At 65.3% G+C, this 11,967-nt stretch carries 9 protein-coding genes; 6 read left to right on the top strand and 3 right to left on the bottom strand.

Annotated features, from left to right (window positions below; all coding sequences use genetic code 11):
* Window positions 1-120: 120 nt before the first annotated feature.
* From QW881_RS26930 to QW881_RS26920, 3 genes are all read left to right on the top strand, one after another.
* Complete coding sequence (locus QW881_RS26930; protein ID WP_315757577.1) at window positions 121-1,179, top strand: MBL fold metallo-hydrolase; 1,059 nt, start codon at window positions 121-123, stop codon at window positions 1,177-1,179.
* A gap of 209 nt (window positions 1,180-1,388) precedes the next feature.
* The gene (hemA, locus tag QW881_RS26925) at window positions 1,389-2,618 is read left to right on the top strand and encodes a 5-aminolevulinate synthase (RefSeq protein ID WP_315757578.1); all 1,230 of its coding nucleotides are present in this window, start codon (window positions 1,389-1,391) and stop codon (window positions 2,616-2,618) included.
* Between the two features lie 448 nt (window positions 2,619-3,066).
* Window positions 3,067-6,585, top strand: a complete 3,519-nt coding sequence (locus QW881_RS26920) for a PAS domain-containing hybrid sensor histidine kinase/response regulator (protein ID WP_315757579.1) — start codon at window positions 3,067-3,069, stop codon at window positions 6,583-6,585.
* A gap of 157 nt (window positions 6,586-6,742) precedes the next feature.
* Here QW881_RS26920 and arsA read toward each other — a convergent pair whose 3' ends face one another.
* Window positions 6,743-8,497 carry an arsenical pump-driving ATPase gene (gene arsA, locus QW881_RS26915; protein WP_315757678.1) on the bottom strand — a complete coding sequence of 585 codons (1,755 nt, stop codon included), beginning with the start codon at window positions 8,495-8,497 and terminating at the stop codon, window positions 6,743-6,745.
* A 53-nt stretch (window positions 8,498-8,550) separates the two neighbouring features.
* On the opposite strand from arsA, the gene QW881_RS26910 reads away from it, so the two are divergent.
* From QW881_RS26910 to QW881_RS26900, 3 genes are all read left to right on the top strand, one after another.
* Complete coding sequence (locus QW881_RS26910; RefSeq protein WP_315757580.1) at window positions 8,551-8,775, top strand: hypothetical protein; 225 nt, start codon at window positions 8,551-8,553, stop codon at window positions 8,773-8,775.
* Between the two features lie 464 nt (window positions 8,776-9,239).
* Window positions 9,240-9,524, top strand: coding sequence for a type II toxin-antitoxin system RelE/ParE family toxin (locus QW881_RS26905; RefSeq protein WP_315757581.1), 285 nt, complete (start codon window positions 9,240-9,242; stop codon window positions 9,522-9,524).
* Between the two features lie 10 nt (window positions 9,525-9,534).
* Complete coding sequence (locus QW881_RS26900; protein ID WP_315757582.1) at window positions 9,535-9,837, top strand: HigA family addiction module antitoxin; 303 nt, start codon at window positions 9,535-9,537, stop codon at window positions 9,835-9,837.
* Window positions 9,838-9,979: 142 nt separating this feature from the next.
* Here QW881_RS26900 and QW881_RS26895 read toward each other — a convergent pair whose 3' ends face one another.
* Both QW881_RS26895 and QW881_RS26890 read right to left on the bottom strand, forming a co-directional pair.
* Window positions 9,980-10,591 (bottom strand): Imm21 family immunity protein, encoded by a 612-nt coding sequence (locus QW881_RS26895; protein ID WP_315757583.1) that lies wholly within the window; start codon window positions 10,589-10,591, stop codon window positions 9,980-9,982.
* A 674-nt stretch (window positions 10,592-11,265) separates the two neighbouring features.
* Complete coding sequence (locus tag QW881_RS26890) at window positions 11,266-11,940, bottom strand: response regulator (protein ID WP_008961908.1); 675 nt, start codon at window positions 11,938-11,940, stop codon at window positions 11,266-11,268.
* Window positions 11,941-11,967 lie beyond the last annotated feature (27 nt).

Genomic DNA, 11,967 nt, shown 5'->3' with positions numbered 1-11,967 from the left:
AGAAGGCGTCGAGGCAGGTCATGCTGGCGCGACCCGAAGCACCTTCCGTACCCCGGAATGCCGTCCAGCCATGTGTTTTTCGGCTGGCGCTCGCCCGCAGCGGCCGTTAATCGATGAGGCATGACGAAGACAGACACCGTTCACTCCTCCGCCGAAGCCCTGCGCTATCCCTGGGAGCAGCATCCCGGTGAGGACCAGGTCGTCGAGGTCGCGCCCGGCGTGCTGTGGCTGCGCCTGAAGCTGCCGTTCCGCCTCAACCATGTGAACATCTATCTGCTCGCCGATGGCGACGGCTGGGTCGCGGTGGACTCCGGCTTCGGCAATGAGGAGTCGATCGCCGCCTGGACGCGACTGCTCGATGGCCCGCTCAAACACGTCAAGATCAGCCGGCTGATCGTGACGCATTCGCATCCCGACCATGTCGGGCTCGCCGGCTGGATCGTCGAGCGCTTCAACTGCCCGCTGGTGATGTCGCAGGTCGAGTATCTGCAGTCGGTCTATCACCAGAACCGCGGCACCGAAGAGCGCCGCGATGCCCAGCGGCTGTTCTTCCGCCGCCACGGCATGGACGAGACCCTGACCGACAAGCTGCTCGGCCGCGGCCAGGAATATCTGCAGCGCGTCTCGGTGCTGCCGGCCTCCTACCGCCGCATCTCCCATGGCGACGAGATCCAGATCGGCAGCCGGCGCTTCAAGGTCATCACCGGCGGCGGCCACGCGCTCGACCAGGTCATGCTGTATTGCGCCGCCGACAAGCTGTTCCTGTCCGCCGACCAGGTGCTGAGCAAGATCTCGCCCAACGTCAGCGTCTGGGCGGTCGAGCCCGACCAGAACTCGCTCGGCGAATATCTGGCTTCGCTGGCGAGCCTCACCACCACCCTGCCCTATGACGTGCTGGTGCTGCCAGGCCATGGCGTGCCGTTCTACGGGCTGAAGACGCGCATCAAGCAGCTCGCCGACCACCACGAGGAGCGCTGCCGGATGATCGCGGACGCCTGCCGCGACGGGCCGAAGACCTCGGCGCAGCTCGTGCCGGTCGTGTTCCACAAGCACGTGCTCGACCCGCACCAGATGGGCTTTGCCGCCGGCGAGCTGATCGCCCACGTCAACTACATGCTGGTCGAGGGTCGGCTGACCGGCCAGGATGTCGACGGCGTGCTGCATTATCGCACCACCTGAGGCCGCGGAGCTGTGCCGCCGCCGCGTCGCCGTAATCCGGGCGCCGTTCGGCCGAGATCACTCCTCCCTTGGACAAATCGCCCAATTCCCGCCGTGGGATTCCGGCTCGACAGCCGCTCTGGAAACGCTCTAAGAAGACCTCACGCCACGCATGCCGCGAGGTCTTCACTTCAGATGCTGCACTGCAGCGCGCCAGTTCGGGTTTCGTGATGGACTACAGCCAGTACTTCAGTGCCGCCCTCGGTCGCCTGCATGATGAGCGTCGCTACCGTGTCTTCGCCGATCTCGAACGCATCGCCGGCCGGTTCCCGCATGCGACCTGGCACTCGCCGAGCGGACCACGCAATGTCGTGATCTGGTGCTCCAACGACTATCTCGGCATGGGCCAGCACCCGAAGGTGGTCGGCGCGATGGTCGAGACCGCGACCCGCGTCGGCACCGGGGCCGGCGGCACCCGCAACATCGCCGGAACCCATCATCCCCTGGTACAGCTCGAGGCCGAGCTCGCCGACCTCCACGGCAAGGAAGCGGCGCTGCTGTTCACCTCCGGTTATGTCTCCAACCAGACCGGCATCGCCACGCTCGCCAAGCTGATCCCCGACTGCCTGATCCTGTCGGACGCGCTGAACCACAATTCGATGATCGAGGGCGTGCGCCAGTCCGGCTGCGAGCGCCAGATCTGGCGCCACAACGACCTCGGCCATCTCGAAGAGCTCCTGATCGCGGCCGGCCCGAACCGGCCGAAGCTGATCGCCTGCGAGAGCCTGTATTCGATGGACGGCGACGTCGCGCCGCTGGCAGCGATCTGCGATCTCGCCGAGCGCTACAACGCGATGACCTATGTCGACGAGGTGCATGCGGTCGGCATGTACGGCCCGCGCGGCGGCGGCATCGCCGAGCGCGACGGCGTCATGCACCGCATCGACATCCTCGAAGGCACCCTCGCCAAGGCGTTCGGCTGCCTCGGCGGCTACATCGCCGCCAAGGGCGAGATCATCGATGCCGTGCGCTCCTATGCGCCGGGCTTCATCTTCACCACCGCGCTGCCGCCGCCGATCTGCTCGGCCGCCACGGCTGCGATCAAGCACCTGAAATCGTCGAGCTGGGAGCGCGAACGCCACCAGGACCGCGCCGCTCGGGTGAAGGCGATCCTCAACGCCGCCGGCCTGCCGGTGATGACCAACGACACCCACATCGTGCCGCTGTTCGTCGGCAATCCCGAGAAGTGCAAGCAGGCCTCCGACCTGCTGCTGGAAGAGCACGGCATCTACATCCAGCCGATCAACTACCCGACCGTCGCCAAGGGCGCCGAGCGCCTGCGCATCACGCCCTCGCCCTATCACGATGACGGCCTGATCGACCGCCTCGCCGAGGCCCTGCTGCAGGTCTGGGAACGGCTGGGCCTTTCGCTGCACAAGAAGGCGATGGCGGCGGAGTAGCTGTTAGACTTCTCCCGGTGAGCCCGCACACGTCGACGCGACCGCGCGGTGCGCTCCCCTCCCCCTTGCGGGGAGGGGTCGGGGGTGGGGGTCCACGAGTCCCGCTCTCCGTGAGAGCTTGGGCTCCCCAATGGAGCGGCGAGTCCGACTGCCAAGTTGAAATGCGGATGGGCCGAGGCGCACGCCAACTACCTTCGGCGCCCGGAGACCCCCAACCCCTCCCCGCAAGGGGGAGGGGAGCCGACCGGCCGCGCCTTGAGAGATCGACTCTCATCACCTTGAAGCCGACTATCCGCCTGACACCGCCGACGTAGCCGAAGCGCCCGCCCTTAACGACGCCTCCTCGTTCCCTGCGTCCCCCGCCACATCCCTATCGCCCCGCCTCTCGCAAAGCGCTAAGTTCGCAGCCAATTCACAGGGCGCAGTGATCGAGGAGTTCGCGAAGGCCATGCTGCATGACTGGGGCGTGATCGCAGCCGCGTTCGGCTACATCGGCTTCCTGTTCCTGGTCGCCAGCCGCGGCAACCGGGCCGGAGAGCGGCGGCCGGCGGAGAGCCGTGGCCGGCTGGCTGGGCTGATCTACCCGCTGTCGCTGGCGATCTACTGCACCTCCTGGACCTTCTTCGGCTCGGTCGGCTTCGCCTCGCGCACCAGCGTCGACTTCCTCGCGATCTATCTCGGGCCGATCCTGATGGTCGGCGCCTGCACGCCGCTGCTGCGCCGGGTGATCCAGCTCGCCAAGTCGCAGAACATCACGTCCGTGGCCGACCTGATCGGCGCCCGCTACGGCAAGAGCCAGGCGGTCGCAGCAACGGTGGCGCTGATCGCGATCATCGGCTCGGTGCCCTACATCGCGCTGCAGCTCAAGGCCGTCGCCTCCTCGCTGCAGACCATCCTGATCGACGACCGCGCCTTCGCCCACATCCCGATCGTCGGCGACATGGCGCTGATGGTCACGCTCGCGATGGCCGTCTTCGCGGTGCTGTTCGGCACGCGGCAGACCGACGCCACCGAGCACCAGCACGGCCTGATGCTGGCGGTCGCGACCGAGTCGATCATCAAGCTCGTCGCCTTCATCGCCGCCGGCGCCTTCGTCACCTTCTGGATGTTCTCGCCGGTCGAGCTGATCGAGCGTGCGATGAAATCGCCGGAGGCCGAGCGCGCGCTGGAATATGTGCCGGGCATCGGCAATTTCCTCACCATGACCCTGCTGTCGTTCTGCGCCGCGATGCTGCTGCCGCGCCAGTTCCATGTCAGCGTGGTCGAGAACGCCGACGACGCCGAGGTGTCGCGCGCGCGCTGGCTGTTCCCGCTCTATCTGGTCGCGATCAATCTGTTCGTGATTCCGATCGCGCTCGCCGGCCTCGTCACCTTCCCGTTCGGCGCCGTCGACAGCGACATGTATGTGCTGGCGTTGCCGATCGAGGCCAATTCGCAATGGCTGTCGATCCTCGTCTTCGTCGGCGGATTGTCGGCGGCGACCGCGATGGTGATCGTCGAATGCGTGGCGCTGTCGATCATGGTGTGCAACGACATCGTCGTGCCGCTGGTGCTGCAGCGTCAGGAGCAGCGCGAGATCGGCCGCGACTTCGCGGGCTTCCTGCTCGGCACCCGCCGCATCGCGATCTTCGCCATCATGGTGATGGCCTATTTCTACTATCGCGCGCTCGGCAACACCCAGCTCGCCGCGATCGGTCTGCTGTCGTTCGCCGCCATCGCCCAGCTCGCGCCGAGCTTCTTCGGCGGTCTGTTCTGGCGGCGCGCGACCGCGCGCGGCGCCATGGGCGGCATGCTGGTCGGCTTCGCCGTCTGGCTCTACACGCTCTTCATCCCGAGCTTCCTGGACACCTCGACCGCGGGCATCCTGTTTCTCCAGCACGGCCCGTTCGGGCTGGAGGCACTCAGGCCGCAGGCGCTGCTCGGCACCGATCTGCCGCCGCTGCTGCATGGCGTGCTGTGGAGCCTGTCGCTCAATCTCTTGACCTACATCGTGCTGTCGCTGGCGCGGCAGCCGTCGTCGATCGAGCTCTTGCAGGCCGACATCTTCGTACCGGCCGAGCTGACGCCGAGTGCGCCGAGCTTCCGGCGCTGGCGCTCGACCGTGACGGTGCAGGACATCCAGAGCACGGTCGGCCAATATCTCGGTCCCGACCGCGCCCGCGCCTCGTTCGAGGCGTTCGCCGCCCAGCGCAACCTCCCGCTCGATCCGGCCGCACCGGCCGATTTCGAGCTGCTGCGCCATGCCGAGCACCTGATCGCCTCCTCGATTGGCGCGGCGTCGTCGCGCCTCGTGATGTCGCTGCTGTTGCGCAAGCGCACGGTGTCGGCCAAGGCCGCCTTGAAGCTGCTCGACGATTCCCACGCCGCGCTGCATTTCAACCGCGAGATCCTGCAGACCGCGCTCAACCATGTGCGCCAGGGCATCGCGGTGTTCGACGCCGACCTGCAACTGATCTGCTCCAACGGCCAGTTCGTCGACCTGCTCGGGCTGCCGCCGGATCTGGTGCAGATCGGCAGCCCGCTGAAGGAAATCCTCGAATTCATGGGCACGATCGGCGCGCCGACCTATGAGGACAGCGAGGCGCTGCTGGCGCGCCGACTCGCCGCCTACACCACCGAGGGCGAGCCTTATCTGGAACGCCTCGCCGACCGCCACATGGTGATCGAGGTCCGCACCAACCGCATGCCGGATGGCGGCCTCGTCATCACCTTTACCGACGTGACGCCCTCGTTCGAGGCCGCCGAAGCGCTGGAGCGCGCCAATGCGACCTTGGAGAAGCGCGTGCGCGACCGCACCGAGGAGCTGACAAGGCTGAACTCGGAGCTCGCGCTGGCCAAGAGCGCCGCCGAGGACGCCAACATCTCCAAGACGCGCTTCCTCGCCGCCGCCAGCCACGACATTCTGCAACCGCTGAACGCGGCGCGGCTCTACGTGACGAGCCTGGTCGAGCGGCAGACGGCGGGCGAGGATTCGCGCCTGGTCGAGAACATCGACGACTCGCTCGAGGCGATCGAGGAGATTCTCGGCGCGTTGCTCGACATCTCCCGGCTCGACGCCGGCGCGATGACGCCCTCGATCTCGAGCTTCAAGATGGCCGACCTGATGCGCTCGCTGGAGATCGAGTTCGCGCCGGCCGCGCGCGCCAAGGGTCTGGAGCTGGCGTTCGTGCCGTCGTCGCTGCCGGTCGAATCCGACCGCCTGCTGCTGCGCCGGCTGCTGCAGAACTTCATCTCCAACGCCATCAAGTACACGCCCAAGGGGCGCGTGCTGGTCGGCTGCCGCCGCCACGGCCAGTCGCTGCAGATCGGCGTCTACGACACCGGCGTCGGCATCCCCCCGGTCAAGCGCGGCGAGATCTTCAAGGAATTCCACCGCCTCGAGCAGGGCGCGCGGATCGCGCGCGGCCTCGGCTTGGGGCTGTCGATCGTCGAGCGCATCGCGCGTGTGCTCAATCACGGCATTGCGCTGGCCTCGCGGCCCGGCCGCGGCTCGGTGTTCTCAGTGACGGTGCCGATCGCGAAGGCGATCAACCACACCGCCGCCGTCACCACCGCGACCCCGCTGGCAACGACGCCGATCGCGGGCGCCCTGATCGTCTGCATCGAGAACGATCCCGCGATCCTCGACGGCATGAAGACCCTGCTGACGGCGTGGGACGCCGAGGTGATCGCCGTCCCTGATCCGGAGTCCGCGGTGGAGGCGATCGCGGCACGCGACGGCGCCGTCACCGGCCTGCTCGTCGACTATCATCTCGACCGCGGCAACGGCATCGCCGCCATCCGCGACATCCGCCGCCGCTTCAATGAGGCGCTGCCCGCGATCCTGATCACCGCCGACCGCAGCCCCCACGTCCGCGCCGCCGCCCGCGACGACAACATCGCCGTGCTCAACAAGCCGCTCAAGCCAGCCTCGCTGCGCGCGCTGCTCGGGCAGTGGCGCATCCAGCAGATGGTGGCGGCGGAGTAGTCGTGTAGACGCGGCCGCGAGCTTCGCCTTTTGGGCTGGGCTATCGCATATGGATTTCGCTCGGTTGGACCGGCACCCGGTCAATTTGAAACCCGAAGGTCGCGTGGTGGCGGCTCCGGGTCCCCAACGGACATCATTGGATGCCGCGAGGCAACGTTCATGACAGAGTCCGAAGCTCTCCCACGCCGACGGGCGGCTTGTTTCGCCATCCGATGATGAAAGCGCGTTTTGCGAGCCCGTTCTGAACGCGAGCTATCTGTGTCCGCTCTTTATCTCGCCGAAGCCGCAGCAGAGGATCGCGGGTTTCCGAGACGGCGAGGCTCTTATTGATGACCCAGCCGTATGGTTCGATGCCGGCACGCCGCAAGTCGTCCTGAAGGGAGGCGGCCTCGGAAACCGGCGTCGTCTCCGGCAGCGTCACCAGGATCACCTTTGTGTGGCTCGGATCTCGGAGTCTCATCAGCGGGGTAACGATGCGTCCCGCAGCGGTCGGCGCAAGCTGGCTCGTCATCTGGCGATGATAGGCGCCGGTCGCGTCCAGCAGAAGGAGTGTGTGGCCCGTCGGCGCCGTATCGAGCACCACGAAGGCGCTCCGTGCCTGCGCAACGACGTGCGAGAAGGCGTGGAACACAGCGACTTCCTCGGTACAAGGTGAAGCGAGGTCTTCGAGCAGAAGAGCCTTGCCTTGTTCGTCGAGGTCCCGGCTTCGGCTCGCCAATATTTTCGCGACATACCGCTCCGTCTCGACTCTGGGGTCGATCCGATCGACCGTCAGGCCCGGCATAACGCCATCGACGACGAAAGCGACGTGAGTTGCGGGATCGGTCGTGCTGAGGTGGACGGCATGGCCCCGCTTGGCCAACCCCACCGCAACGGCGGCCGCAATCGTCGTCTTTCCGACGCCCCCCTTGCCCATGACCATGATGAGGCCGTGCCCACCCTGCGCAATGTCATCGACCAACCGGTCTAGGCCAGGGAGGTCAACCGGTTCGTCGCTCGGCTTGGCGGATGCGACTGACGGCTGATTGGACGGTGACAAGAGCGCCCTCAGAGGCGTGAGGCCGACGACGTCGAAGCCAAGCAACGGGATTTCGTCTCGCGGCAGTTTCGTGAGCGACGGCGGCATGGCGGCCAACGCCTCGTCCTGATCGCGCTCGAGGGCAACCGCGACGACGTCGGTCGGGTCGGTCGCGTGGAAGCGCCCGTTCACCACGAGGAGCTGGTTGGAGAGATTGAGCGCATCGAGTTCGCTCGATGTCCTGGCCGCCTCGCGGATTGCGCCGTGGTCGGCGCGGGTAACGAGGATGATCGTCGTCCGCTTGGAATCGCCCAGGGCCTGGAGCGCCTTGCGAAAGCGATCTTCCTGCATCTTCAAGCCTGAATGCGGCCCGAGGCAGGACGCACCCCGATCATTGTCCTTGAGAAAGCCCGTCCACGCCTTTGGCAGGCTAAGGAGCCGCAGCGTGTGGCCGGTCGGGGCGGTATCGAATATGATGTGATCGAACCCCGCCACATCGCCGTCCAGCAGTCCCACGAATTCGTCGAAGGCGGCGATTTCGGTGGTGCAGGCGCCGGAGAGCTGCTCGCGCACGGTCGATCGCTCGCCGGCGGTGGTCTCCGGTCCGAGTTGTTCGAGCACTCTGGTGCGATAACTCTCGGCAGCAGCCTCGGGATCGATATTCATCGCCGAAAGTCCGGTCACGTTTGGCACCGGCGTAGGCCGGTCGCTCAAATTGACTTCGAGCATCTCGTCGAGGTTCGACGCAGGATCGGTGCTGACGATGAGAACGCGCATTCCGCGATCGGCGAGGCCAACGGCCGTGGCGCACGCAAGCGAGGTCTTACCGACGCCGCCCTTTCCGGTAAAAAACAGATACGAGGTTGGGGAGATCAGCGCGCGAAACGGGAGCATCATTGGCTGTCCTACGGAGGGAGCGGTCATGCGACGGTCTGCCGGTCGCCGGGATGCGCGATGAGCGTTGCGCTCAAGATGGTTCGTTCAAGATGGTTCATCGGCTCAACGCGTCCGAAGCAGCGGAAAACATGCGCGCCCAAGCGGTTGAAATTCTCGCGAGGACGACCTTCGCGAAGGAGGATCTTCGCGAGGAAGGGCTCAATTCATCGGCTCAAGCGCAAGCAGGTCGCACGGACGACCACGGCGCCGGGATCAACCGCGGGCAGATCTCCTAACGGGCCTCACCTAACGTGCCGCCCTCCGTGCAGATGGCAGTACGCACGGTCGAACAGATCACGACATCCTGTTGGCCATCAGTCATCACACATTCTGAAAGCTGCATTGCCCAGTGATGGGATACAAGCCGAAGCTTGATAGCAACCTCGGCCGCGACCTCGTTGAGATGGATCAACGGACGGAGAAACCGATGTTCTCGTGATGCGCGAGCCCGTCGCGCTTTCAGGTCCATCTCTCGGATCGGCGAACGGGCTGCAAGTCGCGCGGTGCTCAACAAGCCGCTGAAGCCGCCTCGCTCCGCGCCCTGCTCAGGCAGTGGCGCATCCAGCAGATGGTGGCGGCGGAGCAGTCAGCCTTAGGACACTGCAGATCGGCATTCGCAGTAGTCGGAGTTGACGCCAACGGCACGTTTTGGCATGACCTTTATGCTTTGCGTATATCGTAATTCTGTTAGGTTGCTGCCATGATCGTCGGTGATCGGGGCAAAGGGACCGCGCGCTTTGCCAATGGCGAAGTTGTTCGGGAATTCTCCGGCTTCGTCCGGCAGGCGGAGATACGACTCGATCGACTTGAAGCCGCTACGAGCTTGAAGGATCTTGCCGCCCTGCCCGGCAACCGGCTTGAATCGCTCGAGGGCGATCGGCAGGGCCAGTTCAGCATCCGCATCAATGATCGATGGCGGATATGCTTCGAATGGCCGCCTGGCTCGCCCGGTTCGGTCAATGTCGAGATTGCCGACTATCACTAGGAGACACGTCGTGGCACGCACCCCCCTTCATCCGGGCGTTCATCTCGCTGAAGAACTCGATGAGCTCGGGATGTCAGCCGCAGAGTTATCGCGTCAGCTTGACGTACCAGTTAACCGGATCACCGCGATCATGAATGGGCAGCGTGGCATCACGGCCGACACTGCTTTGCGCCTCGGCCATTGGTTTGGAAATAGCCCCGATTTCTGGCTCAACTTGCAGAAGATCTACGAATTACGGCCAGCGCAGCTGGAAGTTGGCGATGCCGCGAAGAAGCTGCCGACCCGCGCAGGAGTTCGGACGCAGGCCGGCTAGTGCCGCGCTGTGCGGCGCGGTCCGGAGGGACCTCTACCCGCAGCGGTCGGAATGGCCAACACTCTACCAAACACACCATCTTCGTCACTTGGGGTCATGCTGGAGCGGCACCTACTCGGGGCCGCCAGCCGCCGCCCGCGTCCTACAGCGGAGTCAATTGGCTGATCCAGCGAATCTCTCGGACGACAATCGCGAGCCCGGGAGACTCGCAGTCAGCGGCTCTCGCGAGATATCTTCCTGGCCGTAACGCCAGGATCAGAAAATTGCCACGAAGATCATCGCCTCGATCGGCTGCATCGATCAGCCACATGACCCCGGACGTACCGGTCTCAAATTGAATCCACTCAGCGTCTGAACCGCAGAGACCGTCTCGCAATTGTGGCATCCGCAATGCAAGATCGATCAGTCCCTCGTCGTCCACGCCGATCCATTGAACGAGAAAACCTCGGTCGTCCTGGTCATCCGCGTACCATGCCACGTCACCCACATCGCCCGACAACACAACAGCGGATCCATCGCCGCAGACGATCAATCCCAACCAGTTCGTCACCCTACATGCACGCGCATAGTCACTTTGGTCCTCCGGGTCTTCGTGATTGCGCCATCCCTCGATGCCTCGCCAATGTGGCAGTTGCTCCTCCGGGATCAGCAGGTGGGGACCGCCGGCCGTGTCGATCCAGGTGCGAGTTCGGTTCATAGGCCGGGAGATAGCAGATTCCCGCTGGCCAGCGGAGCTGCCGGTTCGATCAAGCACACCAAGATTCTTATTTCTTTTTTCCAGAAATCATGCTACGAGTCGCACCATCCCGTGCCCGCCATGAGGGGCGCTTCGCGATCGTCACGAACGTGGGGCGCGGGATGCGGTGGGCGCGTCGGGTCGCAGCGTGCTTTGGCATGCCGACGAACGATCCGGCGCGCACGGTCAAGCCGTGTGGTCCTGGCATCCCGTTGCTGATGCCAAATCCGTGACGACGGTGTTGCGGATGACGGGGGCAAGAAAGCCGGTCCCCGAGGAGAGCGCGGAGCAGCCGTTAAAGCCATCGCGCAGGGAAGGCCGGGTGTTTCGGCCAGACCTGTGGTGACTGCCGCCTGCTTTTTTTCTGCAGGCGGGCCACGGGCGCGGCCAGCGCCCGGCCTTCCCTGCGCCCTCTATCTTCAAGAGGGCCGATGATTGGCAAAGCTCGGACGCGCTGTGCGCCGCGAGGCCGTGAAGGTGTGTCGCGAGTGAAGCAGAAGGCGTGCGGAATGGACGCTGTCCACATACACTGCAAGGCGGCATCAAGCGCCGGCCAGTCGCGCCTCCGGCAGACAGTTGCGGGGTATCGTCATTCCGGGGCGGCTCGCAGAGCCGAACCCGGAATCTCGAGATCCCGGGCCTGGTCCTTCGGACCATCCCGGAATGACGACTCATCCAGATTTTCCCGTCGCCTACTTCCCCGTCGGCGTATCCTGCCGCCAGGCGCTGCCCGCGATCTTCGCGGCGGCGATCACGGCCTGGGTCCGGCTCTCGACACCGAGCTTCTGCAGGATGGCCGAGACATGCGCCTTGATGGTCGCCTCGGAGACGCCGAGCTCGTAGGCGATCTGCTTGTTGAGGAGGCCCTGCGACAGCATCATCAGCACACGCACCTGTTGCGGGGTCAAGGTGACCAGCCGGTCGCGCAGCTTCGTCATCTCCGGATCGGCCCCGGCGGCGAGGTCGGTGTCGGGCGGCACCCAGACGTCGCCGTCCATCACCTTCTTGATGGCATCACGCAGCGTATCGACGCCGAACCGTTTCGGGATGAAGCCGGACGCGCCGAAATCGAGCGAGCGGCGGATCGTCGCGCCGTCGTCGCTCGCCGACACGATGACCACCGGGATCGCCGGATATTGCGCGCGCAGATAGATCAGGCCCGAGAAGCCGGAGATGCCGGGCATGGTGAGGTCGAGAAGTACGAGATCGACCTCGGAATCCTTTTCCAGCAGTGCGGTGAGGTCCTCGAACGAACCGGCCTCGTCGACCACGGCCTCCGCGAGCACGCTCGCAACCGCCTGCCGCAAAGCGTTGCGGAACAGCGGGTGATCATCGGCAATGACGAGATGGGTGCTGGCAGCCGCCATGAATCCAGACTTGACCTTGCGAGACCG

Source organism: Bradyrhizobium sp. SZCCHNS3016 (assembly GCF_032484535.1).
Lineage (GTDB): Bacteria > Pseudomonadota > Alphaproteobacteria > Rhizobiales > Xanthobacteraceae > Bradyrhizobium.
The sequence above is the reverse complement of the archived record's forward strand: the minus strand, read 5'-3'. Positions and strand labels throughout refer to the sequence as shown.